26 protein-coding genes are annotated in these 25,994 nt (G+C 68.6%); 14 read left to right on the top strand and 12 right to left on the bottom strand.

Annotation, left to right across the window (positions count from 1 at the left end):
- Nucleotides 1–658: 658 nt before the first annotated feature.
- Together MC45_RS07050 and cobA are read right to left on the bottom strand one after the other, a co-directional pair.
- Nucleotides 659–955 (bottom strand): DUF2849 domain-containing protein, encoded by a 297-nt coding sequence (locus tag MC45_RS07050; RefSeq protein ID WP_038661225.1) that lies wholly within the window; start codon nt 953–955, stop codon nt 659–661.
- Nucleotides 952–1,782, bottom strand: a complete 831-nt coding sequence (gene cobA, locus MC45_RS07045) for a uroporphyrinogen-III C-methyltransferase (RefSeq protein ID WP_052075550.1) — start codon at nt 1,780–1,782, stop codon at nt 952–954. The genes MC45_RS07050 and cobA overlap by 4 nt, the downstream gene beginning before the upstream one ends.
- A gap of 175 nt (nt 1,783–1,957) precedes the next feature.
- On the opposite strand from cobA, the gene MC45_RS18580 reads away from it, so the two are divergent.
- Both MC45_RS18580 and MC45_RS07035 read left to right on the top strand, forming a co-directional pair.
- Nucleotides 1,958–2,536 (top strand): hypothetical protein, encoded by a 579-nt coding sequence (locus MC45_RS18580; protein WP_156143790.1) that lies wholly within the window; start codon nt 1,958–1,960, stop codon nt 2,534–2,536.
- Between the two features lie 105 nt (nt 2,537–2,641).
- On the top strand, nt 2,642–3,421 hold the full coding sequence (locus tag MC45_RS07035; RefSeq protein ID WP_483852551.1) for an EAL domain-containing protein: 780 nt from the start codon (nt 2,642–2,644) through the stop codon (nt 3,419–3,421).
- A gap of 325 nt (nt 3,422–3,746) precedes the next feature.
- Here MC45_RS07035 and astD read toward each other — a convergent pair whose 3' ends face one another.
- Both astD and MC45_RS07025 read right to left on the bottom strand, forming a co-directional pair.
- Entirely contained in the window at nt 3,747–5,159 is a 1,413-nt protein-coding gene (gene astD, locus MC45_RS07030; RefSeq protein ID WP_038661219.1) for a succinylglutamate-semialdehyde dehydrogenase, read from the bottom strand.
- A gap of 84 nt (nt 5,160–5,243) precedes the next feature.
- Nucleotides 5,244–6,602, bottom strand: a complete 1,359-nt coding sequence (locus tag MC45_RS07025; protein WP_038661216.1) for a protein adenylyltransferase SelO family protein — start codon at nt 6,600–6,602, stop codon at nt 5,244–5,246.
- 37 nt (nt 6,603–6,639) lie between these two features.
- Between MC45_RS07025 and MC45_RS07020 the strand changes: the two genes are divergently transcribed.
- The 3 genes from MC45_RS07020 to MC45_RS07010 are packed head-to-tail and all read left to right on the top strand — an operon-like array spanning nt 6,640 to nt 9,864.
- Nucleotides 6,640–7,497: an alpha/beta fold hydrolase gene (locus MC45_RS07020; protein ID WP_038661213.1), complete on the top strand. Its 858-nt coding sequence runs from the start codon at nt 6,640–6,642 to the stop codon at nt 7,495–7,497.
- The gene (locus MC45_RS07015) at nt 7,494–8,687 is read left to right on the top strand and encodes a DUF418 domain-containing protein (protein ID WP_038661210.1); all 1,194 of its coding nucleotides are present in this window, start codon (nt 7,494–7,496) and stop codon (nt 8,685–8,687) included. The genes MC45_RS07020 and MC45_RS07015 overlap by 4 nt, the downstream gene beginning before the upstream one ends.
- A 43-nt stretch (nt 8,688–8,730) precedes the next feature.
- Nucleotides 8,731–9,864, top strand: a complete 1,134-nt coding sequence (locus tag MC45_RS07010; RefSeq protein WP_038661207.1) for a glycosyltransferase — start codon at nt 8,731–8,733, stop codon at nt 9,862–9,864.
- 383 nt (nt 9,865–10,247) lie between these two features.
- Here MC45_RS07010 and MC45_RS07005 read toward each other — a convergent pair whose 3' ends face one another.
- Nucleotides 10,248–10,706: a hypothetical protein gene (locus tag MC45_RS07005; protein ID WP_137898754.1), complete on the bottom strand. Its 459-nt coding sequence runs from the start codon at nt 10,704–10,706 to the stop codon at nt 10,248–10,250.
- A gap of 172 nt (nt 10,707–10,878) precedes the next feature.
- Between MC45_RS07005 and MC45_RS07000 the strand changes: the two genes are divergently transcribed.
- Complete coding sequence (locus tag MC45_RS07000; protein ID WP_038661204.1) at nt 10,879–12,282, top strand: NAD(P)H-dependent flavin oxidoreductase; 1,404 nt, start codon at nt 10,879–10,881, stop codon at nt 12,280–12,282.
- A 16-nt stretch (nt 12,283–12,298) separates the two neighbouring features.
- Nucleotides 12,299–12,763, top strand: coding sequence for a hypothetical protein (locus tag MC45_RS06995; protein ID WP_245640864.1), 465 nt, complete (start codon nt 12,299–12,301; stop codon nt 12,761–12,763).
- 25 nt (nt 12,764–12,788) lie between these two features.
- On the opposite strand, the gene MC45_RS06990 is transcribed toward MC45_RS06995, so the two are convergent.
- Both MC45_RS06990 and MC45_RS06985 read right to left on the bottom strand, forming a co-directional pair.
- Nucleotides 12,789–12,986 (bottom strand): hypothetical protein, encoded by a 198-nt coding sequence (locus tag MC45_RS06990; RefSeq protein WP_038661201.1) that lies wholly within the window; start codon nt 12,984–12,986, stop codon nt 12,789–12,791.
- A 94-nt stretch (nt 12,987–13,080) separates the two neighbouring features.
- Nucleotides 13,081–14,073, bottom strand: coding sequence for a 2-hydroxyacid dehydrogenase (locus tag MC45_RS06985; protein ID WP_038661198.1), 993 nt, complete (start codon nt 14,071–14,073; stop codon nt 13,081–13,083).
- A 100-nt stretch (nt 14,074–14,173) separates the two neighbouring features.
- Between MC45_RS06985 and MC45_RS06980 the strand changes: the two genes are divergently transcribed.
- Nucleotides 14,174–14,662 (top strand): SH3 domain-containing protein, encoded by a 489-nt coding sequence (locus MC45_RS06980; protein ID WP_038666721.1) that lies wholly within the window; start codon nt 14,174–14,176, stop codon nt 14,660–14,662.
- Between the two features lie 270 nt (nt 14,663–14,932).
- Here MC45_RS06980 and MC45_RS06975 read toward each other — a convergent pair whose 3' ends face one another.
- Entirely contained in the window at nt 14,933–16,120 is a 1,188-nt protein-coding gene (locus tag MC45_RS06975) for an acetyl-CoA C-acyltransferase (RefSeq protein ID WP_038661195.1), read from the bottom strand.
- A gap of 469 nt (nt 16,121–16,589) precedes the next feature.
- Here MC45_RS06975 and MC45_RS06970 point away from each other — a divergent pair, with 469 nt between their 5' ends.
- The 6 genes from MC45_RS06970 to MC45_RS06945 all read left to right on the top strand — a co-directional run bounded on the left by MC45_RS06970 (nt 16,590) and on the right by MC45_RS06945 (nt 21,703).
- Nucleotides 16,590–16,808 carry a hypothetical protein gene (locus MC45_RS06970; protein WP_038661194.1) on the top strand — a complete coding sequence of 73 codons (219 nt, stop codon included), beginning with the start codon at nt 16,590–16,592 and terminating at the stop codon, nt 16,806–16,808.
- A 1-nt stretch (nt 16,809) separates the two neighbouring features.
- Nucleotides 16,810–17,562 (top strand): prepilin peptidase, encoded by a 753-nt coding sequence (locus tag MC45_RS06965; protein ID WP_038661193.1) that lies wholly within the window; start codon nt 16,810–16,812, stop codon nt 17,560–17,562.
- Nucleotides 17,559–17,990: a hypothetical protein gene (locus MC45_RS06960; RefSeq protein ID WP_038661191.1), complete on the top strand. Its 432-nt coding sequence runs from the start codon at nt 17,559–17,561 to the stop codon at nt 17,988–17,990. Before MC45_RS06965 ends, MC45_RS06960 begins: the two co-directional genes overlap by 4 nt.
- A 129-nt stretch (nt 17,991–18,119) precedes the next feature.
- Nucleotides 18,120–19,538, top strand: coding sequence for a carbohydrate porin (locus MC45_RS06955; protein ID WP_038661188.1), 1,419 nt, complete (start codon nt 18,120–18,122; stop codon nt 19,536–19,538).
- A 264-nt stretch (nt 19,539–19,802) separates the two neighbouring features.
- On the top strand, nt 19,803–20,765 hold the full coding sequence (glpX, locus tag MC45_RS06950) for a class II fructose-bisphosphatase (RefSeq protein WP_038661185.1): 963 nt from the start codon (nt 19,803–19,805) through the stop codon (nt 20,763–20,765).
- A gap of 203 nt (nt 20,766–20,968) precedes the next feature.
- Entirely contained in the window at nt 20,969–21,703 is a 735-nt protein-coding gene (locus MC45_RS06945; RefSeq protein ID WP_052075791.1) for a CPBP family intramembrane glutamic endopeptidase, read from the top strand.
- Here MC45_RS06945 and MC45_RS06940 read toward each other — a convergent pair.
- The 4 genes from MC45_RS06940 to MC45_RS06925 form a co-directional block, all read right to left on the bottom strand.
- On the bottom strand, nt 21,675–22,436 hold the full coding sequence (locus tag MC45_RS06940) for an ABC transporter permease (RefSeq protein ID WP_038661182.1): 762 nt from the start codon (nt 22,434–22,436) through the stop codon (nt 21,675–21,677). The genes MC45_RS06945 and MC45_RS06940 overlap by 29 nt on opposite strands.
- Nucleotides 22,433–23,362: an ABC transporter ATP-binding protein gene (locus MC45_RS06935; protein ID WP_038661179.1), complete on the bottom strand. Its 930-nt coding sequence runs from the start codon at nt 23,360–23,362 to the stop codon at nt 22,433–22,435. Before MC45_RS06935 ends, MC45_RS06940 begins: the two co-directional genes overlap by 4 nt.
- A 251-nt stretch (nt 23,363–23,613) precedes the next feature.
- On the bottom strand, nt 23,614–24,327 hold the full coding sequence (locus MC45_RS06930; RefSeq protein WP_038661176.1) for a DsbA family protein: 714 nt from the start codon (nt 24,325–24,327) through the stop codon (nt 23,614–23,616).
- On the bottom strand, nt 24,324–25,676 hold the full coding sequence (locus tag MC45_RS06925; protein ID WP_038661173.1) for a M48 family metalloprotease: 1,353 nt from the start codon (nt 25,674–25,676) through the stop codon (nt 24,324–24,326). The genes MC45_RS06930 and MC45_RS06925 overlap by 4 nt, the downstream gene beginning before the upstream one ends.
- Between the last annotated feature and the right edge of the window lie 318 nt (nt 25,677–25,994).

The raw sequence follows: 25,994 nt of genomic DNA, 5'->3' as shown, positions 1-25,994 counted from the left end.
TTGTTCGCGCAGAGGCGCGGAGGCGCGGAGGGGTTGCGTCGGTGACGTGCGGAATGGCCGCCACCTCCCTTCGTCATCCCGGCGAAGGCCGGGACCCACGGTTGCGGTGCCGTCTGGCGGTGGGGGCGCGGCTTGTTCCGGGTGGTTTGGGCCTCGCTTGGCCTCGACCGATCCGGCACGAAGCTGGTGAAGGCTGTTGGGTTCGCGCGAAGACGCGAAGACGCGAAGAGAAGAAGGTTTTTGTTCGCGCAGAGGCGCGGAGGCGCGGAGGGGGTGCGCCGGTGGCGCGCGGAATGGACGCCACCCACCTTCGTCATCCCGGCGAAGGCCGGGACCCATGGTTGCGGTGCCGCTCGGGGGTGGGGGCGCGGCTTGTTCCGGGTGCTTTGGGCCTCGCTTAGCCTCGACCGATCCGGCACGAAGCTGGTGATAGCGGTGTTACCGTTCCGCGTTTCACTGGTCGCATCGCGTCCGTGGGTCCCGACTTTCGTCGGGATGACGGAATGGGGGAGGGCATGCGTGCGTACCAGCCACGGCCCTGCCAGCTGCCGCCGATAAGCGCGCGAGCCGGTTACGGCAGGCGCAACTCCTCCGCGCCTCTGCGCCTCTGCGCGAACCAAAACCTTCTTCCGTTCGCGGCGTCGCGTCTTCGCGCGCATCATATCACCCAGCTGCCCGCGGACGGGTCGGCCGGCTTGAGCGTCAGGTCGGGCCGCACGGTCGGACCCAGCGCACGGATGCGGTCCTTGATATGCGCCGGTCGCGGGCCGTCGGGCGTCGGGATCGCGTCGATCAGATAGGGCACGTTGACGCGGCGTGCGCCTTCCTCGGTGCGCAGGATGCCCTCGCCCTCGGTGCCGACGTCGACCGCATCCTCGACATGGCGCGACCAGCCGGTGCCGGTCCACCACACGACGTCGCCGGTCGGAAGGTCGTTGCCCGTCAACAGTCTCATGCTGCGGTCTCCTCGGCGGGCCCCACGAAAGTATTACTTTCGTGGGTTCCCTCGGCGATCCGCGCCCAGCGGGCAAGCTTGTCCTCGGCGTCCGAGAGTTCGACCACCTCGCCGACGACGATGATCGCCGGGCTCTGCACCGCCTCGCGCGTCACCATCGCGCCGAGATCGGCGAGGAGGGTGCGGATCGCGCGGCTGCCCGCCAGCGTGCCGCGTTCGAGCACCGCGACGGGCATGTCGGGGGCGACGCCGTCGGCCATCAATTTGTCGGCGATGTCGCTGGCGGTGGCGACGCCCATGTAGATCACCAGCGTGCGACCCTGACCGGCGAGGCCGGACCAATCCTGATCGCTCAGCCCCTTGCACTGGCCGGCGACGAAGCTGACCGCGCTGCTGTGGTCGCGATGGGTGAGCGGCAGCATCGCCTCCGCCGCGCAGCCGAGCGCCGCCGAGACGCCGGGGATGACCTCGACCTTGAGGCCGGCGGCGCGCACCGCCTCGACCTCCTCGCCGCCGCGGCCGAAGATGAAGGGATCGCCGCCCTTGAGCCGGACGACGATCGCGCCGGTCTTGACGTGCGCGACGATGAGGGCGTTGATCGCCTCCTGCGGCAGCGTGTGGCGCGCGCGGCTTTTCGCAACGGAGATGCGCTGCGCCTGCGGCGGCGCGATGTCGAGCACGCGCGGATCGATCAGGCCGTCGTGGACGACGATATCGGCACTGCGCAGCGCCTCGACCGCGCGGACGGTGAGCAGGCCGGGATCGCCCGGACCGGCACCGACCAGGATGACGCGCCCGCGGGCGTTGGGGTCGAGAAGCGTAGCCATATCCGCCAGATGGGCCGGGGCGGACGGACGGACAAGCCAGCGTTGCTTTGGCGGGGGTTAGGGGAGCTTGTGGCTACGGTCGGAGAGCGAGTGACGATGGCCGCGGAAAGGAGCAACTCGTTGCCAGTCCAAAACGGACAGGTATACTTCAGGGTGATCAACAGGGAGTATCACAATGCCTGCTGCCGAAGCCGATCTAGTCGAACGTATTGCGCGCCTCGAGCGGCGGTTGCGGATCGCATCCATCGCGGTCGTTCTGGCGGTGGCCTGTTGCGGGTTGACGTTTCTGGGCGCTGTGAGCAACCGGGCCAGTGCGGCGCCGGCAGCGGCGCCGGCAGCGGCGCCGAAAATAGTCGACGTGCTGCGGGTGCGCCAACTCGACGTGGTCGACCACGCCGGCGTCACGCGCGTCAAGCTCGCTGCGCCGCTGCCCAACGCGACGATCGACGGCAAGACGCTGACCCGCGGTGGCCGACCGCAGGATACGATGTCGGGAATGCTGCTGTTCGATGCCGAGGGCGTCGAGCGCAGCGGTTACGTCACGGCCGATCACGGCTATTCCAACGTCCTGCTGACGCTCGACGACAAGCACAAACAGCATGCCATGTTCATCGCCGAGCCGACCGGCGCGACGACGCTTCGCCTTTTCAACGGCAATACGCAGGATCGCGTCGACGTCGGTATCGACGAGGACGGTCCCTCCATCACGATGGTCCGCCGCGGCAAGGAATTCTACCGTCAACCCGCCCGATAGCGATGACGGCGACGGGGTGGCGGACGGCATCGTGACCACGCATGAACGCGAAGGATAACCCCATGTTCACGAAGCCTTAGCACCCGTGTCGATAGGCAAGGCAGCATGATACAGGTCAAGCCAGCCGGATGTCAGGGATGCCGCGGCGAGGAGCATGATTTCGCCATCGCGATGGCGTTCCAGCCGATCGTCGACGTCACTACCGGGCAGCCCTTCGCCTATGAAGCGCTGGTGCGCGGCGCGGATGGCGCCGGGGCGGCGAGCGTGCTGGCGCAGGTGACGCCGGAGAATCGCTACGCCTTCGACCAGCAATGCCGGGTCGCGGCGATCGAGGGCGCGGTGGCGGCGGGGATCCTCGACGGCGATGCGCGATTGTCGATCAACTTCCTGCCCAATGCGGTCTATTCGCCGCTCGCCTGTATCCAGCTGACGCTGAAGACCGCGCATGCGACCGGCTTTCCGACCGACCGGCTGATCTTCGAATTCACCGAGAACGAGGAGATGACCGACACCGCGCACGTCAAGACGATCGTCGAATCCTATACCGCGATGGGTTTCGGCACCGCGATCGACGATTTCGGCGCGGGTCATGCCGGGCTCGGGCTGCTCGCCAAGTTCCAGACCGACTATATCAAGCTCGACATGGATCTGATCCGCGGCATCGAACAGAGCCTGCCGCGACGGATGATCGTCGAGGGCGTGGTGCGCATCGCCGAGTCGCTCCGCATCGCGGTGATCGCCGAGGGGATCGAGACGGTCGCGGAATATGAGACGCTGGCCGGGCTCGGCATCCGCTACATCCAGGGCTATCTGCTCGCGCGGCCGGGGTTCAGATGCCTGCCGGCGGTGACTTTGCCCGAGACGCGGCGCGTCGCGGTCGGGTGAGGCCGGCGGCGCGGTAGAAGGCGATGCGGATCAGAAGTAGCTGATCACCGATGCGTCGCCATCCGGATTACGCGCTGCGGCACGGGCGAGGAGCGCGCGCTTTGCGGTTTCCGCGCGAAATGTCATGAGTTGATCCGTCCGCGCCTACGCCGTTACCCCGGAATCTTTCCGGGGGCCACGCCGCGGCGAGGAGAAAGGCTGGAGGCGAGGCCGCTTCTTTGCGGTCCGGTAGACCCCGGAACGAGTCCGGGGTGACGAAGCTTTTGGGGTAAACGGCTCGCGCCTCGCTTGCCTCCGCGTTTCCGCTTTCCTTTTCCGTGCCGCGTCAGGCGTCGCGCAGGCCGATGCCGATGTTGGCGCGGGCGGCTTCGGCTTCGTTGCTGACCACCGGATAGGCGCAGTAATCGGCGGCGTAATAGGCGCTGGGGCGGTGGTTGCCGCTCCAGCCGATGCCGCCGAACGGCGCCGACGACGAGGCGCCGTTGGTCGGGCGGTTCCAGTTGACGATGCCGGCGCGAATGCCCGCCCAGAAGCGGTCGTAGAGCGCCGGGGTCTGGCTGACCAGCGCCGCCGACAGGCCGTAGCGGGTGGTGTTGGCGAGCGCGATCGCCGCGTCGAAATCGGCGGCGCGATAGACTTGCAGGATCGGGCCGAACAGCTCGATGTCCGGATGTTCGGTGGCCGCGGTCATGTCGATCAGCGCCGGGGTGAGAAAGGGACGGTCGGCTACGGTGCGTTCGAGATGGCGGATCGGGCGGCCGCCGCGCATCAGCAGGGCGAGGAAGCTCTCGCTCAACTGGTCGGCGACGTCATTGTCGATCACCGGCCCCATGAACGGCTGCGGATCGTCATGTGGGCTGCCGACGATCAGCCGGCCGACCATCGCGCAGATCGCGTCGATCAGCGGCTCGTAGAGACGATCCTCGACGATCAGGCGGCGCGCGGCGGTGCAACGCTGGCCGGCGGTGGTGAAGGCGGACTGGATGACGAGCACCGCGGCCGAATGCAGGTCCGGCGTGTCCCAGACGATGATCGGATTGTTGCCGCCCATCTCCAGCGCGAGGATCTTCTCGGGCTTGGCGGCGAAGGCGCGGTTGAGCGCGAGGCCGGTGCGCGCCGAGCCGGTGAACAGCAGGCCATCGATATCGTCGTGGTCGGCGAGCGCCTTGCCCTCCGCCGGGCCGCCGATCAGCAGGCGGACGCAGGCCTCGGGCACGCCGGCGGCGCGGTAGCAATCGACGAGGAAGGCGCCGCTCGCCGGGGTCTTTTCCGACGGCTTGAAGACCACCGCATTGCCGGCGAGCAGCGCCGGGACGATATGGCCGTTGGGCAGGTGCACGGGGAAATTGTACGGCCCGAGCACCGCGAGCACGCCATGCGGCTTGTGGCGCAGCGCCATGCGGCTGCCCATCGGCGATTCGAGCCGGCGCTGCGCGGTGCGTTCGGCATAGGCGCTGACCGATATGTCGACCTTGGCGATGACGCTGTCGATCTCGGTGCGCGCCTCCCACAGCGGCTTGCCGGTCTCGCGCGCGAGCAGGTCGGCGAACGCTTCGTGGCGCTGGCGGACGACGTTGCCGAAGCGGCGCATCGTCTCGATGCGGACGGTGAGCGGCTGCGCGGCCCAGCGCGCCCAGCCGGCGCGGGCGGCGCCGACCTCGGCATCGGCGTCGCCGATCGCGCCGCTCCACAGCTCGGCACCGGTGGCGGGTTCGTAGGAGATGATCGCGTCGGCCATGCGTACCCTGTCTGTGCTGTTCAAGGGGTTAGGCGAATGGCGGCGGGGCGGCAAGGTGGGGGCGGGGGTGGTGTGGGGAGGCTGCTACGCCATCGCCTCGCCCATCTGCCGGATCGCCGCCACCTTCGCATTCAGCGCGCTCCAGTCGTCGGCCTCGGCGATCGGCGCCCAGATCGCCTCGACCTCGTCGATCAGCATGCTGCAGGGGTCGCCCTGCCAATAAGCGTGGCTGCGGTCCTTGCGTGGGGCATAAGCGGCGAGCGCGTCGCGGAACGGTTGCCAGTCGTCGCCGTAGCCGTCGGGTAGCGTGCCGCCGAAGACGTCGAAGAAGAAGCGGTCGAGCGGCACGGCGGCGCTGCGCAGCGCGCGTTCCATCGTCTGCACCAGCGCCCGGTCCGCCTCGTCGCCGCGCCGCAGCACGCCGAGCCGCCAGAGCAATGCGGCGGCGATCTCCGGCTGGTAACGCGGGCCGAACGTCTCGAGCGTGGCGATCAGCGGATCGCTCTCGGCGATCAGGCGCAGCGAGGCGGCGAGCTGCATCACGTCCCAATGGATCGCCTCGGGCTGGCGGCCGAAGGCGTAGAGGCCGGCATGGTCGAAATAGGCGGCGGTGAACGCCGGGTCCCAGGTCGGCGCGAAGCGCCACGGGCCGTAATCGAAGCTCTCGCCGGTGACGTTGATATTGTCGCTGTTGAGAACGCCGTGGACGAACCCCGCCGCCATGTAGCTTGCCGCGAGCGTCGCGGTGCGGCCGACGACGAGGTCGAGCAGGCGCAGCGGATCGTCCGATTCCTCGCCGTAGAGATTGGCGAGGACGTAGCGGACCAGCGCGCGCATGCCCGCCTCGTCCCGATGATAGGCGAGCCGCTGGAAACTGCCGATGCGGATATGGCCATGGCTCAAACGTACCAGAACCGCCGAACGCGTCGGCGACGGTTCGTCGCCGCGCACCAGTTCCTCGCCGGTCTCGATCAGCGACAGCGTGCGGCTGGTGGGGACGTTGAGCGCCTCGAGCATTTCGGTGGCGAGGATCTCGCGCACGCCGCCTTTCAGCGTCAGCCGGCCGTCGCCGAAGCGGCTGTACGGCGTGGTGCCGGAGCCCTTGGTGCCGAGGTCCATCAGCCGGCCGTCCGCGTCGCGCAACTGCGCGAAGGTGAAGCCGCGGCCGTCGCCGATCTCGGGATTGTACTGGCGGAATTGATGGCCGTGATAGCGCAGCGCGAGCGGCTGCGGCAGCGTGCCGGGCAAGGGCACGAACCGGCCGAACGCTTCGGTCCATTCGTCGTCGCCCAGCGTGTCGAGCCCGATCTCGCCGGCGGCGCGGTCGTTGCGGAAGCGCAGGCGGGTTTCGGGGAAGTCGGCGGCGGCGACCGGATCGGCCAGCGTCGGCCCGAGATCGAGCAACGCGGTGGCGGGGCGGTATGCTTGCGGGGATGGGGGCATGTGTGGATATGGAGGTCGCCAACCGCAGGACGCAACCATGGCCGCTTATGAAAACTGCTATTGGCTGTCGGCCGACGGGCTGAAGCTGCATTATCGTTCCTATCCGGGCGACGAGCGCCTGCCGCCGGTGCTCTGCCTGCCCGGCCTCACCCGCAACGCGCGCGATTACGACGCGCTGGCGGCGCGGCTGGCGGGGCGGCGGCAGGTGATCGCGGTCGACTTCCGCGGCCGCGGCAAGAGCGAATATGCCAAGGATCCGATGACCTATGTCCCCGCGACCTATGTCGCGGACGTGCAGGCGCTGCTCGCCGAACGCGGCATTACGCGCGTTGTCGCGGTCGGCACCTCGCTCGGCGGGATCGTGACGATGCTGCTCGCGCAGGCGGGGGCGGGGATCGCCGCGGCGCTGCTCAACGACGTCGGGCCGGAGATCGAGGCGAGCGGGATCACCCGCATCCGCGGCTATGTCGGCAAGGGCAGCAGTTGCCCGACCTGGATGCACGCCGCGCGCGCGTTGCAGGACGGCAATGCCGACGTCTATCCCGACTGGAAGATCGAGGATTGGCTGGCGATGGCCAAGCGCGTCTACCGGCTGACCAGCAGCGGGCGGATCGTGCTCGATTACGACCTCAAGATCGCCGAACCGTTCCGCACGCCGGGCAACGAGAGCGGGCCGGACATGTGGGCGGCACTGTCGGCGTTGCGCGCGGTGCCGGTGCTGATCGTCCGCGGCGGTCGCTCCGACGTGCTGTCGCAGCCGGTGGCGGAGCGGATGCTGGCGGCGCTCGATCAGGGCGAACTGGTGACGCTCCCCGGCGTCGGCCATGCGCCGACGCTGAGCGAGCCGGCGTTGCAGGCGCCGATCGACGCGCTGCTGGAGAAAGCGGTAGCGTGACGCCCGCTGACGACGAGCCGGATGGGGCGCCGCGGCTCGTCTTGCTCGATATCCTGCGCGGGGTGGCGATCCTCGCCATCCTGCTGATGAACGTCAGCGAGATGGGCGCGTCGATGACCGCCAATTGGTCCGACATCCGCCATATCGGCTGGAGCGGCGCCGATCGGGTGGCGTGGTGGCTCGACACATTGCTCGTCGAGGGGACGGCGCGCGCGCTGCTCGAGATGCTGTTCGGCGCGGGGATGCTGATCCTCACCGAACGGATCGCGGCGGCGAGCGACAATCCGCTGGCGGTGGCGCTGCGCTACGGCTGGCGCAATGCGGTGCTATGGGCGCTGGGCATCGCGCACATGTTCCTGCTGCTGTGGCCGGGCGACATCCTGCACACCTATGCGGTGGCGGCGCTGATCGCCTGTGCTTTTCGGACGCTGTCGACGCGGGCGCTGTTCGTCCTTGGCCTGTCCTATGCGGCGTTCACGCTGGCGAGCGGGCTGACGACCGAAATGCCGGCGTCGGCGCGGGTGCAGATGGCGCGGGAGAATGCCGCCGCGGTGGCGCGCGAGGATCGCTTCGGCCACGGCAGCCCTGCCGACTGGACCGCGGGGCAGCGCCGCGTCGGACTGGAGCGGCTCGGCGGCGAGGAGATCGTCTACGTCTGGGAGGCGGTGGCGACGATGCTGATCGGTGCGGGACTGTTCCGGCTGGGCGCGTTGCAGGGTGGCTGGTCGCGGCGGCGCTATTGGCGGATGCTCGCCTGGGGCTATGGCATCGGATTGCCGCTGCGCGTGTATGGCGCGTGGGAGGCGACGCGCTTCGACGGCCGGATCGGCGTCGCGTGGATGTGGGACGATATCGCGCGGCTCGCGATGACGCTGGGGCATGTCGCGGCGGTCGCGCTGCTCGTCGGCAGCGCGCGCGGCGGGCGGTGGCTGGCGCCGTTCGCGGCGGCGGGGCGGACCGCGCTGACGCTGTACGTTGCGCAGACGCTGATCGTGTCGTGGCTGATCTTCTCGCCTTACGGGCTTGGCCTGTACGGGCGGATGGGCTGGGCGGCGATGATGGCGCTCGCGCTGGCGGTCGACGCGCTGCTGCTATGGGCGGCGGTGCTGTGGGTGCGGCGGTTCCGTATCGCGCCGGTCGAATGGGCGTGGCGATCGGTGGTCGAGGGACGCTGGCTGCCGCTGCGGTAAACCGTTCTTCCGCGAACCCCGCCGCGCCGCTACACGACACGGCATGCCGCAACCCGTTCACATCCTGCACCTCCATTCGAGCTTCAGCCTGGGCGGCAAGGAGGCGCGGGCGGTGCGGCTGATGAACGCCTTCGGCGATGCCGCGCGGCATACGATCGTCAGCGGCGTGCCCGACCAGCTCGGCGCGCGCGCCTCGATCGCCAGGGGCGTGCGCTATGAGATCGCGCAGGACCCGCCGGCGCTGACCGGGCGGCCCTCGGTGGCGCGCTACGAGGCGCTGGCCCGGTTCATGCGGCGCTTCGATCTGGTGCTGACCTACAATTGGGGGGCGATCGACGGGGTGATGGCGCGGCGCGTCTTCCCCAAGGGTGCGCCACCGCTGATCCATCACGAGGACGGCTTCAACGCCGACGAGGCCAAGGGGCTGAAGATCGAGCGCAACGTCTATCGGCGGATCGCGCTCGGCGCGGCGCACGCGCTGGTGGTGCCGTCCGAGGTGCTGGAGGACATCGCGTTCAGGACGTGGAAGCAGCCGGCGGCGCGGGTGCATCGTATCGCCAACGGCATCGACACCGCCCGTTACGCGCAGAAGCCCGACCTGCGCGCGATCCCCGGTTTCGTGCCGAACGGCAAGGAGGTGGTGATCGGTGCGCTCGCCGGCCTGCGCGAGGTCAAGAACCTGCCGCTGCTGGTGCGCGCCTGCGGCGGCATCGCCGGCCGGTTCCGGCTGGTGATCGTCGGCGAGGGGCCGGAGCGTGCGGCGATCGAATCGACCGCGCGCGCGATGGGGATCGCCGATCGCGTGGTGATGCCGGGGTTCCTCGGCGAGCCGCATCGCTTCGTCGGCCATTTCGACATCATCGCGCTGTCCTCGGCGAGCGAGCAATTTCCGATCAGCGTCGTCGAGGGCATGGCCGCCGGCCTGCCGGTGGTGAGCACCCCGGTCGGCGACGTGCCGCGGATGGTAGCGGCGGAGAATGCGCCGTTCGTCACCGGCGGCGACGAGGTGCTGCTGCGCGACGCGTTGCAGACGCTGGTGTCCGATGCGGCGCTGCGGTCGCGGGTGGGCGCGGCGAACCGGGCGAAGGCACGCGCCGCATTCGACGAGGCCACGATGATCGCGCGGTACAAGGCGCTGTACGGCGCGGCGATGGGACGGCCGGGGGTGCTGGGGTAGGGGCCGGCGTTCGTTTCGCGGCTTCGTCGCCGGGGCCGGGCTGTCGGTTATGAACCTTCATTTGTCCCGGCCGGGTCCCGAACCCACCCCGTCACCCCGGACTTGTTCCGGGGGCCACCCTGCGGCGGGGAGAGAGGCTGGATTGGATACCCTTCTCTTGCGGCTGGGTGGACCCCGGAACAAGTCCGGGGTGACGAATCTCTTGGGGAAACCGATCGAGCCTCATCGGCGTAGCCATATGCGATAGCTCCGGGCTCTCGGGCTGCGGGGACCAAGCCGCACTTCGGCTCAAGGCGAGCCTTCTGCAAAAATCCGCTCTTTACCTGCTGAGCGGCTGTCGCGGTACTTCAGCCGGCGTGGGAGCGCGGGCCCTGCCTTCGGGTTCACGCCTCCTCGGCGAGTTCCTCGCCGAGCCGTGTGGCGAAGTGGAGCGCGGCGGCGGCGCCGCCGGAGGTCGCCAGCGCGAGGTCGGCGGCGCCTTGCAGCAGGCCGTCCTCGACCTCGGGTTCCTGCGCCTCGGCGGCGGCGATGGTCGCGGCGAGGATCGCGCGGGCGTCGGTTTCGCCATAGGTCAGCGCGAATGCGTCGAGTGCGGCGGCGAAACAGGCGTGGTCGCTGACCGGAGCGGCGCCATGCTGCTGGAGCGAGGCGCAGGCCGCACCGAGGACATAGGCGCGCGACCAGGCCGAGCCGGTTGGGCCGTGATCGGGCAATGCGCCAGCGACGCAGCCGAGCTGCGCGAATTGCGGCAGCAGCAGCGTGCCGAGCGGCGACTGGGGCTGAACCGGCAGCAAGGCGCCCGGCGCCCGCCGCGGCGCGATCAGGTGATTGAGGACCCCCATCGGTATTGCCTTCCCCTCGCGTGACGCGTCGATCGCGCCTGTGTGGCGCAACGGGGTTAACCGCGGCCTAAGCCGCGACGGGGGGGCGGCGGCGGGCGCGCAATTTCTTCGCTTCCGGGCATCCTTCTTGTATAGCCGGTCGTATTTACCCCCGGATGAGGTGCATTTTTCCGTGTTCAAGGGCCTGAAGCCGATTGTCTACAATGGCCGCGAGGTCTGGCCGCTCGTCGAGGGCGGCAAGGGCGTTGCCGCGACCAACCATGCCTCTGCCGGAGCATGGGCCGCCGCCGGTGGCATCGGTACGGTTTCCGCGGTCAATGCCGACAGCTACGATCCCGAGGGCAAGATCATCCCGCAGGTCTATCGCGCGCTGACCCGCCGCGAACGGCATGAAGAGCTGGTCGAATATGCCATCGAGGGCGCGGTGCAACAGGTGCATCGCGCCTATGAGATCGCCGGCGGCAAGGGTGCGGTCAACATCAACGTGCTGTGGGAGATGGGCGGCGCCCAGCGCATCCTGCACGGCGTGCTGGAGCGGACGCGCGGCATGGTCGCGGGCGTCACCTGCGGCGCCGGCATGCCCTACAAGCTGTCCGAGATCACCGCCTCCTACGGCGTGTCCTATCTGCCGATCGTGTCGTCGGGCCGGGCGTTCCGCGCCTTGTGGAAGCGTGCCTATTCGAAGGCGGCGGAATGGCTGGCGGCGGTGGTCTACGAAGACCCCTGGCTCGCCGGCGGCCACAACGGGCTGTCGAATGCCGAGGACCCGCTGAAGCCGCAGGACCCGTTCCCGCGCGTCGCCGAATTGCGCGCGGTGATGCGCGAGGGCGGCATCCCCGACAGCACGCCGATCGTGATGGCGGGCGGCGTCTGGTATCTGCGCGACTGGAACGACTGGATCGACAATCCGGAACTCGGCACGATCGCCTTCCAATATGGCACGCGGCCGCTGCTGACGCAGGAAAGCCCGATCCCGCAGGACTGGAAGGCCAAGCTGACCGAGATCGAGGAAGGCGAGGTGCTGCTGCACCGGTTTTCGCCGACCGGCTTCTATTCGTCGGCGGTGCGCAATCCGTTCCTGCGCAATCTGGAAGCGCGGTCCGAGCGGCAGATCGCCTTTTCGACGCAGGAGGCGGGCGATCACGTCTTCCAGCTCGACGTCGGCGTGAAGGGCAAGAATTTCTGGGTGACGCGCAACGACCTGCTGCGCGCGCGCCAGTGGTTCGGCGAAGGCTATACCGATGCGCTGAAGACGCCGGACAATACGTTGGTTTTCGTGACGCCGGTCGAGAAGGGCATCATCCGCAAGGATCAGGCGGATTGCATGGGTTGCCTGTCGCAATGCTCGTTCTCGAGCTGGGCGGATACCGACACCAATTCGACCGGGCGGCTCGCCGACCCGCGCAGCTTCTGCATCCAGAAGACGCTGCAGGATATCGCGCATGGCGGCGACATCGACCAGAATCTGATGTTCGCGGGGCATGCGGCGTATAATTTCAAGCGCGATCCGTTTTACTCGAACGGCTTCGTGCCGACGGTGAAGCAATTGGTCGATCGCATCCTGACCGGGGACTGAGCGGACCGTCGGCGCGATGGACGCGGCGGTCGAAACGGCATTGGTCGCGGTGGCGCAGGCGATGCGCGCCGCGGTCGCGCCGTGGTGGATCATCGGCAGCGCGGCGGTGGTGCTGCTCGGCGGCGAGACCGCGGTGGCCGATATCGATCTGCTGACCAGCGAGCGCGACGGTCGGGCGCTGGCGGCGCGATTGGGCGTTGCGCTGGTGGCGAGCGATGCGCATCCGCGCTTCCGATCAAAGGTGTTCGCGCGCTGGCAGCGGAGCGATCGCGACGTCGAGATCATGGGCGGGCTGATGCTCGCCGAAGGCGCGGGCTGGACGGCGCTGGTGCCGGCGACGCGGGTGGCGGTCGCCGTCGGTGGCGAAACGCTGTTCGTGCCGGCGCGGCACGAGATGATCGCGATCCTCGGCCGCTTCGGGCGGGACAAGGACAGGGTGCGGGCGCGACTGCTTGCCCGGTGTACGGGAGCGCCGGGTTGAGGCGCTCGACGCTCCCGAACCTCGTTTAGTCGGCGACGGTGCCGACCACCGCGCCGCCGGCGCCGCCGACCGCCGCACCCTTTTCGACGCTGCCGCCGGTCGCCGCGGCGACGCCCGCGCCACCCGCGGCGCCGATGCCGGCACCCTTGAGCGTCGAACAGGCCGACAGGCTGATCGCGGAGCCGAGCAGGAGCGCGGAGACGGCGAGCGGCTTGATCTTCATCGTTGATTTCCCTTGCTGATCTGAAGCGGCATAAATGGTGCTGCGCAGCAAGATGTTCCGGCCGGCAACATTTTGTCACCGGGCGGCGGGGCGATCAGGCCCAGCCTTCGAGCACCTGATCGGGCGGGCGATGGCCGTCCGCCCACATGCGGATGTTCTGGATGACGCGCTCGCCCGACGCCTGCCGGCCTTCGAGCGTCGCCGAACCCATATGCGGCGTCATCACCACATTGGGCAGCGCGAGCAGCCGCGGATCGATGCGCGGCTCATGCTCCCACACGTCGAGGCCGGCGCCGGCGAGCCGGCCCGCTTCGAGCGCGTCGACCAGCGCGCCTTCGTCGAGGATGCCGCCGCGCGAGGTGTTGATGACATAGACGTGGGTGCGCATCAGGCCGATGCGGCGGCGGTCGATCAGGTCGCGGCTGTCGGCGTTGAGCGGCGTGTGGATGCTGACGATATCGGCGCACCCGAGCAGGTCGTCGAGATCGGCATGGAAGGTTGCGCCCAGTTCCGCCTCGACGACGGCGGGCAGGCGGCGGCGGTTGTGGTAATGGATCGACAGGCCGAAGGCGCGCGCGCGCCGCGCCACCGCCTGGCCGATGCGGCCCATGCCGACGATGCCGAGCGCCTTGCCGCCGATCCGGTGGCCGAGCATGCCGCCGGGGCTCCAGCCGTGCCATTCGCCCGAGCGCACCAGTTTCTCGCCCTCGGCGAGCCGGCGCGGCACCGAGACGATCAGCGCCATCGCCATGTCGGCGGTATCCTCGGTCAGCACGCCCGGCGTGTTGGTGACGATGATGCCGCGCGCGCGCGCCGCCTTAAGCGCGATATGGTTCACGCCGGCACCGTAATTGGCGATCAGGCGCAGCCGCTCGCCCGCGCCTTCGATCAGCGCGGCGTCGATCTCGTCGGTGACGGTGGGGACGAGCACGTCGCAATCCGCCATCGCCGCGGCGAGCTGGTCGCGCGTCATCGCCGCGTCGCCGCGATTGTTGGTCGTGTCGAACAGCGCCTCGAGCCGGTCCATCACCGTGTCGGCGAGCTCGCGGGTGACGATCACCCTGGGGGTCTTGCGGGGCTCTGGCATCGCGGCATCGGCTTGGCGGAGCGCGTGGGTCGCGTCAACGGATCGTTGCTCCTGCCCGCGTCCGCGCTAGAGAGGGGCATCCAGATTGAGGAATGTTATGATGCGCCATTGGGCTTTAGCGGTCGCGGGACTGGCGATGCTGGCGGTCGACGGCGGCGCGCTGGCCGCCGAGGCGAAGAAGACGTTGCCTTATTATGCGTCGATCAACGCCGGTCGCGCGCGGATGCGCACCGGCCCCGACAAGACCTATCCGGCGAGCTGGCTGTACCAGCGCGCCGATCTGCCGGTGCGCGTCGTCGCGACGTTCAAGCAATGGCGCAAGGTCGAGGATCCCGACGGCACGCAGGGCTGGATGCTCGCCGCGCTGCTGAGCGAACGGCGGACGGCGATCGTCCGCGGCGCGCAGCCGGTCGAGATGCACGAACGCGCGTCGAGCGGCGCGAAGCTGCTGTGGCGTGCCGCACCGGGCGTCGTCGGGCGGCTGAGCGCCTGCGGCGGCGGCTGGTGCCGGTTCGACGTGCGCGGGCAGGCGGGCTTCGTCGAGGTCGGAAGCCTGTGGGGCGTCGAGCCGACCGAGCGGCTGCCGTGATGCGCTAGGCGCTCCCCTCCCGTGCAGGGCAGGGCTATCGCATATGGCTGCGGTAATGAGGTTCGATCGGTTTCCTCATCTGATTCGTCACCCCCGACTCGTTCCGGGGTCCACGGGGCCACAGGAGAACGGTAACGAATCAAGCCTTTCCCCTCGCCGCAGGGTGGACCCCGGAACAAGTCCGGGGTGACGGGGTAGGCCTGGGACACGGCGGGCTCGAATGAACGTCGATATGCGACAGCCCTCCCCGTGCAGGGGAGGGGAGGCGCGTCAGTTCATCAGTTCGACCGCCATCGCGGTCGCCTCGCCGCCGCCGATGCACAGCGACGCCATGCCGCGGCGCTGGCCGTTCGTCTCGAGCGCCGACAGCAGGGTCGCGAGGATGCGCGCGCCGCTCGCGCCGATCGGATGGCCGAGTGCGCAGGCGCCGCCGTGGACGTTGAGGCGGGCGGGGTCGATGCCGAGATCGTGGATCGCGATCATCGACACCACCGCGAACGCCTCGTTGACCTCGAACAGGTCGATGTCGTCGCGGCTCCAGCCGGCGCGGTCCATCGCCTTGCGCATCGCGAACACCGGCGCGGTGGTGAATTTGGCCGGATCGTGCGCGTGCGCGGCATGCGCGACGACGCGGGCGATCGGGGTGAGGCCGAGCCGCTCGGCGACGCTGGCGCGGGTCATCACCAGCGCCGCCGCACCGTCGGAGATCGACGAGGCGTTGGCGGCGGTGATCGTGCCCTCCCGCGAGAAAGCGGGCTTAAGCGTCGGGATCTTGGCGACGTCGCCCTTGGCCGGCTGTTCGTCGAGCGCGACGGTGGTCGAACCCTTGCGGCCCTTCACCTCGACCGGCACGATCTCGCGATCGAACGCGCCCGACCCCTGCGCGCGCTGCGCGCGGTGCAGCGACTCGATCGCGTAATCGTCCATCGCCTTGCGGGTGAACTGATAGTCGGCGGCGGTATCCTCGGCGAAATTGCCCATCAGCTTGCCGGGCTCATAGGCATCCTCGAGCCCGTCGAGATACATATGGTCGTAGAAGGTGTCGTGGCCGATGCGCGCGCCGCCGCGATGCTTGCGCGAGAGATAGGGGGCGTTGGTCATGCTCTCCATGCCGCCCGCCACCAGCAGGTCGACCGACCCCGCGGCGAGCGCATCGGCGGCCATGATCGCCGCCTGCATGCCCGATCCGCACATCTTGTTCACCGTCGTCGCCTCGACATGCGTGCCGAGCCCGGCGCCGATCGCCGCCTGCCGGGCGGGGGCCTGGCCGAGCCCGGCGGGCAGGACGCAGCCCATGTAGATACGCTCGATCGCCTCCGCCGAGGCACCGGCACGGTCGACCGCGGCCTTGACCGCGGCGGCGCCGAGCTCGGTCGCCGAAGCGCCGGCGAGCGCACCCTGGAACGAGCCCATCGGCGTGCGGGCGTAACTGACGATGACGACGGGATCGGTGGACATACGCTCTCCGGTGTTTCTAGTTGAGGGCGATCTAGGGTGTGGCAGGGGGCGGGGCAATGACGGGATACGGCGGGTCCAGCGTTGCTGCCGGTCGGCATAATGGTCGCGGGAGGAAAGGCCGTTCTCAATCCTCCCCCTGGCGGCAGGGCTATCGCATATGAAGGTCGGTATGGGTCCGCCGTCTGCCAAATCCACCTCGTCACCCCGGACTTGTTCCGGGGTCCACTCTGCGGCGAGGAGAAAGGCATGATCCAACACCATTCTCTTGCGGCCCGGTGGACCCCGGAACGAGTCCGGGGTGACGAAGACCATGGGCAAGCGGCTCGATCCTCAACACCGCAGCCATATGCGATAGCCCTGCCCTTGGCGGCGGAGGAATTGATCGCCGGGATACAATTCCACGCCCGCTCGCTCAGCCGCCATGGAAGAATTTATCGAGCCTATACGGTGGTTTGCGTCGATCAGCGGGATGATTGCGGCGACCGTGGTGGCGTTGGACTGGGGGCGGCGCGATACCGGCTGGGCGATGGTGCTGTTCTGCCTGTCGGCGGTCGCGTGGCTGGTCGGTGCGGCGGTGATGCGCGACTGGGCGCTGGGATCGCAGAACATCGTGCTGCTGCTGATCGATCTGCTCGGTGTCTATCGCTATCTGATCCGCAATCCCGATCCGCAAACCGAAGGGGCATGACGTGAGCGCCGTCGGCTGGGCGGCGCTGCTCGGCGGGCTGGGGGCGATCTTTGGCAGCTTCATCGCGGCGCTGGTGATCCGCTGGCCGGCGGGGCGATCGATCGCGGACGGACGGTCGGCGTGCGACGCATGCGGGCGGACGCTCGCGCCGGTCGAGCTGGTGCCGATCGTCAGCTTCGTGGCGCAGCGCGGTCGGTGCCGGGGCTGCGACGCGCGGATCGATCCCGGCCATCTGTGGATCGAGCTGGCGGCGCTGGCGATCGGCATGCTGGCCGGGGCGGTCGCACCCGGTTGGGCCGGCGTGGCGGGGGCGGTGTTCGGCTGGCTGCTGCTGGCACTCGCGGCGCTCGATATCGTCGCCTTCTGGCTGCCCGACCGGCTGACCGCATTGCTCGCGCTGGCCGGGCTGGCGAGCGGGGCGGCGGGGCTGGCGCCCGCGCTGGCGGATCGGCTGATCGGCGGCATCGCCGGCTATGCGGCGCTCGCCGGGATCGCGCTGGGCTATAAAGCGTGGCGGGGCCGCGAGGGGATGGGTGGTGGCGATCCCAAGCTGATGGGGGCGATCGGATTGTGGCTCGGCTGGCGGATGCTGCCGGCGGTGCTGGTGATCGCGAGCCTGGTCGGGCTGGGGGTCGCAGTGTTCGCGCATCTCAGCGGGCGGCGCATGGCACGCGACACCGCGCTGCCGTTCGGCGCATTGCTCGGCGTGGCGGCTTACCCGGCGTGGCTGGCCATGGTAACGATCGCGCCATGATCGCGCTGTTCCTCGCCGTCGTCGCCCAAGCCGCCGCGCCCGCTGCCCCCGCTGCGCCGTCCGTACTCGGACCGATCGGCCAGCAGCGGCTGCCGGCCAAGGGCTGTGCCGCCTATCTGTGGAACCCCGCGGACCGGCAATTGGTGGCGATGGCGGTCGCCGATCCGGCGACGCTGCGCCTGTCGATCGGCGGCAAGACGATCGATCTGGCACGAAGCGGCGGCGGCGAGGGGCCGGGGCGGCTCGGTTTCGCCGAGGCGATCGACTATCGCGGCGGCGATCTCAGCGTGCGGCTGGCGATGGAGATCGTCCAGCAGGACGGGCTGACCGCGGGGGCGCGGGTGCCGAGCGGGTCGATGCAGATCGAGCGGCCGGGGCAGGATGCGATCGCGGTGCCGGTCGCGGGCCTGATCGGCTGTCGCAGCTGAGGCACGACGCGGCGAGCGTTGCCGATCGGCCACGGTCGCCAAAATCGTTTCGGCTGGCGAACCAATGGCGTTTCGGTCCGTTGTCGACCCTGCGGGGGCGGGTCTCCGCGTTGCTCCGACGGACCTTCGATGACGCTACGCTTCGTATTCGCCAGCCTTTCCATTGCCATGTTGCTCACCGGCACCGCGCACGCCCAACAGGTCGATGTCGGCGCCTCCGCGCCGCCGCCCGACACCGCCGAGGCGACCCCCGACAGCAGTCAGGGCGATACCCAGCACCGGCCTCGCACCGCGATCGCCCGCACCCGCGATACCTCGCCCTCGGCGCTGATCGGTGACACGCAGAGTGCGCCGCCGCCGGGCCTGATCGGCGACTGGCAGGAGATCCGCACCCGGCTCGGCCAGCGCGGGATCGGCGTCACCGCGCGTTATGCCTCGGAAAGCGGCTACAATGTCTCGGGCGGCGACCGGAAGCTGTTCCGCGAGACCGGCCAGTTCGACGCCGGCGTCCTGCTCGACCTCGACAAGCTCGCCGGGCTGACGGGCGGCGCGTTCCAGGCGACGGTGACGTGGCGGCGCGGGCGCAACCTGACCGCGGATGCCGGCATCGATTCGCTGCAGCAGGTGCAGGAGGTCTATGGCCGCGGCCAAACGGTGCGCGTGACGCAATTATGGTATGAGCAGCGGATCGGCCCGCGCGTCGAGATCAAGCTCGGCCGCACCAATCCGGGCGAGGATTTCGCGGTCTTCTCGTGCCATTTCATGAATTTGAGCTTCTGCGGCGCGCAGCCGGGCAATCTCGTCGGCGATTATTGGCAGAATTGGCCCGTCGGCCAATGGGGTGCGCGGGTCCGGGTCGACCTCCCGCGCGACCTGTACGTGCAGGGCGGCGTCTACGAGATCAATCCACGCAATCTCGACAACGACTTCTTCGTCTGGCGCTTCCACGGTGCGACCGGCGCGCTGATCCCGGTCGAGGTCGGCTGGACGCGCGGCGGTGACGACGGGCAGGTCGGTTCGTACAAGGTCGGCGCATGGCTCGGCACCGCGCGGGGCGACGACGTGCTGCTCGACGTCAACCGCAATCCCAGCGTCGTCACCGGCCTGTCGCCGCTCCAGCATACGAGTCGCTACGGCGTCTACGGGACGATGCAGCAGCAGCTCACCGGTACGTCGAAGGACGGCAAGGCGCTGACCGGCCTGTCGATGTTCGCCAATGTCACGCAGGCGGACCGGGCGACTTCGGTGACCGACAACCAGGTGTCGCTCGGGGTGTTCTACAAGGGGCTGGTGCCGGCGGTGCCGGGCGACGTGCTCGGTGTCGCTGCCGCGCGGACCAACGTCAACGGCCGCGCCGCGACCGCCGACCGGCTGATACCGGGGACGCCGGTGCGCCATGCCGAATATGCCGCGGAGGTCTATTACAGTATCCACCCCGCCGACTGGCTCGAGCTCAGGCCCAACCTGCAATATATCCACCATCCCGGTGGGGTGCGCGAGGCGCATGACGTCGGCGTATTGGGGATGAAGGCGGCGATCACGCTGTGAGGGGTGGGGGTACGATCCTCCCAACCCGCATCGTCACCCCCCAATTTATCCGGGACCTTTCAAACGTCACTGTGCTCCTGCGAAAGCAGGAGCCTAGGAGTCACAAGCGCTGGCCTGCTTGGCCCTGGGTTCCTGCTTTCGCAGGAACACTGCGCCGCTGCCTCGCGAGCCTCAGAAAGCGCCCCGGCGCGGGACGCGATGGCGCTTGTCGTTGCCGCTTCGCCGGGGTACACCGCTGTTATACACGTTAAACAGAGGTATAGCATGCAAGCCGCCAGCCAGGTCCTCGATCGCGTCCTCGTCCTCGAGATGGTGCGCGTCACCGAAGCGGCGGCGATCTCCGCCTCGACGCTGACCGGGCGCGGCGACGAGAAGGCCGCCGACGCCGCGGCGGTCGAGGCGATGCGCGCGGCGCTCAACGAACTCGACATCGACGGCACCGTGGTGATCGGCGAAGGCGAGCGCGACGAGGCGCCGATGCTGTTCATCGGCGAGAAGGTCGGCACCGGCAACGGTCCGGCGATCGACATCGCGCTCGATCCGCTGGAGGGCACGACGATCTGCGCCAAGGCGGGACCGAACAGCCTCGCGGTGCTGGCGATCGCCGAAAAGGGCGGCCTGCTCAATGCGCCCGACGTCTATATGGACAAGATCGCGGTCGGCCCGAACCTGCCTGCCGGCGTCATCGACCTCGACAGGACGCCGACCGAGAACGTCCATGCGATCGCCGCCGCCAAGGGCGTCGCGCCGCACGAGATCATCGCCTGCGTGCTCGACCGGCCGCGCCACGAGGCGCTGATCGCCGAGCTGCGCAGCATCGGTTGCGGCGTGATGCTGATCGGCGACGGCGACGTCGCGGGGGTGATCGCGACGGCCGATCCCGATACGACGATCGACGTCTATATGGGCTCGGGCGGCGCGCCGGAGGGCGTGCTGGCCTGCGCGGCGCTGCGCTGCGTCGGCGGCCAGTTCAAGGGCCGGCTGCTGTTCCGCAACGACGACGAGCGCGCGCGGGCGCACAAATGGGGCATCGACGACCTCGACAAGCAATACGACCTCGAAGAGCTGGCCAAGGGCGACTGCATCTTCGCCGCGACCGGCGTCACGGACGGGTCGCTGCTCGAGGGGGTCAAGCGCCGCAAGGGCAAGATGACCACCGAGAGCGTCGTGATGCGCGCCTCGACCGGCACGGTGCGCTGGGTGAAGGGCGAACACCGCACGGATTGATCCGGGGGGCCGAGGGCCCGTTCATTCCCAAATCGTCATCCCGGCGAAGGCCGGGACCCATGGACACGGGTCGGTGAGGTTTCGCGCCACACCCAATCACCGCAACCATGGGTCCCGGCCTTCGCCGGGATGACGATCCGAAGATGATCTCTGGCACACTATCGACAGTGGACTTCGCGCCGCATCCGCGCTGAGTGGCCGATATGCTCGTCGCCATCCTCCTTGTCCTCACCGTCGGCTATCATCTCTTCCTGTTGCGGCGGGGGCGGATGTTCGCGTGGCGGCGTATCGCGTTCGGGGCGCGTCATCTGCGTTGGGCGGCAACGCTTTGGCTGGGCTATGGCGTCACCGCGCTGGTCGGTTTGCTGGCGGTGCAGCGGCTCGCCGGCATCTGGGCGCTTCCCGACGAATTTCAGGCTCTGGCGATCGTCGCGGGCGTCCCGCCCGGCACGATCGATGCGCAGACCGTCGCGATCGGGCTCGGCGCGGGGAGCCTGCTCGGGCTGATCCTCACCTGGTGGCGGGCGCGGCGCGGGCGGGCGCCGTGGACCGCGGGCGACGCCCGATCGGTGATGCCGACCAGCGACGCCGACCTCTGGCCTGCCGCGGTGCTGGCGCTGGCCGCCGGGACGGCGGAGGAATTGTTCTACCGCCTCTGGCTGCCGCTGATCGTCGCGATGGCGACCGGATCGGGGCTCGCCGGGGTGATCGTCGCCACCACCGCCTTCGCCGCGATGCACCGCTATCAGGGTCGGGTCGGCATGGCGGCGACCTTCGTCGGCGGCGGGCTGCTGACCGCGCTCTACATGGGGACCGGCGCGCTCTGGGTGCCGATGGGCGTCCACGTGCTCGTCGATCTCAACGCGCTCGTGCTGCGCCCGGCGCTGTCGGCGCGGGTGCGGCGGCGGCTCAGTTCTTCAGCCGCCAGCCGCTCTTGAAGATCCAGGCGATGATGCCGAGGCAGACGACGAGGAAGCCGAGCGTCACGCCGAGGCTGACCGCGATATCGACGTCGCCCTTGCCGAAGAAGCTCCAGCGGAAGCCGCTGACCAGATAGACGACCGGGTTGAACAGGCTGACCGTCCGCCACGGCTGCGGCAGCATGTCGATCGAATAGAAGCTGCCGCCGAGGAAGGTCAGCGGCGTGATCAGCAGCATCGGCACGAAATTGAGCTGTTCGAAGCTCTTCGCCCAGATGCCGAGGATGAAGCCGAACAGGCTGAAGGCGATCGCGGTGAGCAGCAGGAAGGCGATCATCGCGCCGGGATGGAGGACGCGGATCGGCACGAAGAAGGCCGATGTGGCGAGGATGATGACGCCGAGCACCACCGACTTGGTCGCCGCCGCACCGACATAGCCGAGCACCATCTCCATCGCCGACACCGGCGCGGACAGCAGTTCGAAGATCGTGCCGGTGAATTTGGGGAAATAGATGCCGATCGAGGCATTGCCAACGCTCTGCGTCAGCAGCGACAGCATGATGAGACCCGGCACGATGAAACTGCCGTAGCCGACGCCGTCGACGCTCTGCATGCGGCTGCCGATCGCGCCGCCGAAGACGATGAAATACAGGCTGGTGGTCAGCACCGGCCCGACGAGGCTCTGCCACAGGGTGCGCAGCGAGCGCGCCATTTCGAAGCGATAGATCGCCCAGACGCCGTGGAGGTTCATGCGCGTTGTCCCACCAGATCGACAAAAATGTCCTCAAGGCTGGATTTGGAGGTCTCCAGATCCTTGAAGCCGATATGCCGCTCAGCGAGTTCGCGCAGCAGCGAGGGGATGCCGGTATGTTCCTCGGTCGCGTCGAAGACGTAGCGGAGCACCTTGCCGTCGCTCTGCAGGCTGAGCTGCCAGCGTTCGAGGCCCGCTGGGACGGCGGCGAGCGGCTCGACCAGCGTCAGGTCGAGCTCGCGCTTGCCGAGCTTGTGCATCAGCGCCGCCTTCTCCTCGACGAGCAGCAGCCGGCCCTTGTCGATCACGCCGACGCGGTCGGCCATCTCCTCGGCCTCCTCGATATAATGGGTGGTGAGAATGATCGTCACGCCGCGTTCGCGCAGGCCGTGGACCAGCTTCCACATGTCGCGGCGGAGCGCGACGTCGACGCCCGCGGTGGGTTCGTCGAGGAACAGGACCTCCGGCTCGTGCGCCAGCGCCTTGGCGATGAGCACGCGGCGCTTCATCCCGCCCGAGAGTTCCATGATCTTGGAATCGCGCTTGTCCCACAGGGAGAGTTCGCGCAGCACCTGTTCGATATAGGCGCTGTGGCCCGAGCGGCCGAACAGCCGCCGCGAGAAGGTGACGGTGGCGAGCACCGTCTCGAACATGTCGACCGACAGTTCCTGCGGCACGAGGCCGATGCGGCGGCGGGCGGCCTTATAGTCGGTGATGGCGTCGTGACCGGCGACCTGGATCGTGCCCGTCGAGGGGGTGACGATGCCGCAGATGATGCTGATCAGCGTCGTCTTGCCGGCGCCATTGGGGCCGAGCAGCGCGAAGATCTCGCCCTTGTTGATCGTAAGATCGACGTGATGGAGCGCGGTGAAACCGCCCTTGTACGTCTTGGAGACGCCGGCGACGGCGAGAATCGGTTCTGGCATTGGGGTCCCCCGGAGTGGGCCGGAGATAGGGCGGGGGGTGTCGGTTGGTAAGGGGGTGATATCCTTGGGGTTGCTGTTCATTTTCGTCATCCCGGCGAACGTGATGACGAAGGGTGGCGATACCCTCCTCGACCATTGTCACTCCCACGAAGGCGGGAATCCATAGACGCTGACGATGCGGTTCTTGCCGTGAGGCCTGCGCGTATGGATCCCCGCCTTCGCGGGGATGACAGTGTGTGGGAAGCGGGGGCCTATTTCCCCCGCGCGGCGGCGATCGCCTTTTCCAGTTCCTCGACCGGCAGCGCGCCGGACAGCACGCGGTTGCCGACCACCCAGCTCGGGGTGCCGTTCATGCCGAGCTTGGCCGCGGTCGCCATGTTCTTGGCGATCTCGCCATCGATCGCGCCGGTGTCGAGCGCCGCCAGCGTCACGCCCGCCTTCGCCGCCGCGCCCTTGATCGAGGCGTCGCTCACCGGCCCGCCCGCGTAAAGCGCGTCGTGGAAGCCGAGGAATTTGCCCTGCTGTGCCGCCGCGAGGCTGGCGCGCGCCGCGGTGCGGCTCGCCTCCGACAGGATCGGCAGGTCGCGGTAGACGATGCGCAGGTTCGGATCGCGCTTGAGCAGATCGGCGATCATCGGCAGCGACGCACGGCAATAGCCGCAATTGTAATCGAAATATTCGACCAAAGTGACGTCACCCTTGGGATTGCCGGCCCAAGCGCTGCCGAACGGCGTCAGGATCGCGTCGCGATTGGCGGCGACCGTCTCGCCCGACTGGCGCTCCTGCAACGCCTGCATCGCCTGCGGGATGATCTCCGGATGGGAAAGAACGTAATCGTGGACGACGCGCTCGATCCGCGCCCGATCGGCGCCCCCCGGTGAGGTGAAACGCTCGGAACTCCACACGGCGCCGGCGCCGATCAGGCCGCCGAGCACCACGACCAGCGGCAAGGTATAACGGCTCATCGTTTCTTATATTTCTTCGGATTGTCGTCCATGTCGTTCTGCGCGGCCATCGCAATGTCTTGCGCGCGGATCCAATCGGACGTGTTGGCGGGAAGGTTGGCGAGCGCATAGCGCGCGCTCTGCGCGGCGGTGCGGTGGTCGCCCTCCATGCTGGCACGCTCGGCGGTGGCGAGCGCGGCGCGCGGCGTGTCGCCGGTCAACTCATAGACGGTGCCGAGCTGATACCAGGCGAACGGATTCTCGTCGTCGCGACCGACCGCGACGCGCAGCACCTTGATCGCTTCGGGATAATTGGCCTTGTTCTCGGTCGCGATCAGCGCGTGGCCGAAGGTGGTGGCGATCAACGGATTGTTGCGCGAGCCTTCGGTGGCGGCGCGTAGCGGCGGAATCGCGTCGACGGGGCGGCCGGCCTCGAGCAGGATCTGGCCACGGATTTCCTGGAAATAGGGATCGTCGGGTTTGGCCTTAATCAGCGCGACCGATTCGGCGTCCGCCTTGTCGGGATAGCCGGCCTTATGCCAGGCATAGGCACGGGCGTAATGCGCGTAGATGCTGCCGTCGCTCTCGGGGAAATCCTTCAGCGTCCGGTCGGGCGTCATCACATAGCCCTCCAATTTCGCCTTCACGCGCCGGAAGCGCTCCTCCAGCGCGGGGTCGGACGGCTTGCTCCATGCCGGCGAATTCTGCAGCACCGCGGTGAGATTGGCGATCCGCTCGCCGGACAGCGGGTGGGTCTGCATGAACGGATCGATATTCTCGACGCCGTAGCGATATTCCTGCTGCTGTAGCGTCTTGAAGAAGCTCAGCATGCCCTTGCCGGTGACCCCCGCGGCGTTGAGGAAGCGCGCGCCGGCGGCGTCGGCGGAGTTTTCCTGCGTCCGGCTGAACGAGAGATATTTCGCCATGCCGGCGGACTGGCCGAGCGCCATCAATCCCGCGCCGGCCTCGCCCGCGCCGGCGGCCACCGCGGCGAGGCCGAGCACCATCGACAGCAAGGTGATGTGCATCGCCGGCTTGATGCCGTTGTCGGCGAGGACGACGTGACCGTCGGCGATATGGCCGAGTTCGTGCGCGATCACGCCCTGCACCTGGTTGGCATTGACCGCCGCCTGCAACAGGCCGGAGTGGACGTAGACCGTCTGCCCGCCGGCGACGAAGGCGTTGATCGATTCGTCGTTGATCAGCACGACCTTGACGTCGCGGGGCGACAGGCCGGCGGCCTTGACCAGCGGCACCGCCATGTCGCTGAACATCGACTCGGTCTCGGCATCGCGCAGGATCGATTGCGCCTGTACGGGCGCAGCGGAGACGAGCGCCGCGACGGCAGCGAAGCAGGCGAGACGTTTCATGCTGGGGACGGTCCGGAAGATCACGGCGTGAGTATAGGCGGGCGGCGTGGGGAGGTCACGGCGAAAGCGGTGCGCGCCTCGGGCTGAACGGGGGATGAGTGGCGGTAAATTCCTTCCCCGCAATGGCACGGCTATCGCACATGAACCTTGATCCAAACCCGCCGACCTCCAAGCCCACCCCGTCACCCCGGACTTGTTCCGGGGTCTACTCTGCGGCGAGGAGAAAGGCTTAAGTCGACACCATTCTCTTGCGGCTGGGTGGACCCCGGAACAAGTCCGGGGTGACGGATCCAATGATGAAACCGATTGAACCTCATC

This window comes from Sphingomonas taxi, assembly GCF_000764535.1.
Classification (GTDB): Bacteria; Pseudomonadota; Alphaproteobacteria; order Sphingomonadales; family Sphingomonadaceae; genus Sphingomonas; species Sphingomonas taxi.
Note: the sequence above shows the minus strand (reverse complement) of the source record. Positions and strands in the feature narration are given on the sequence as shown.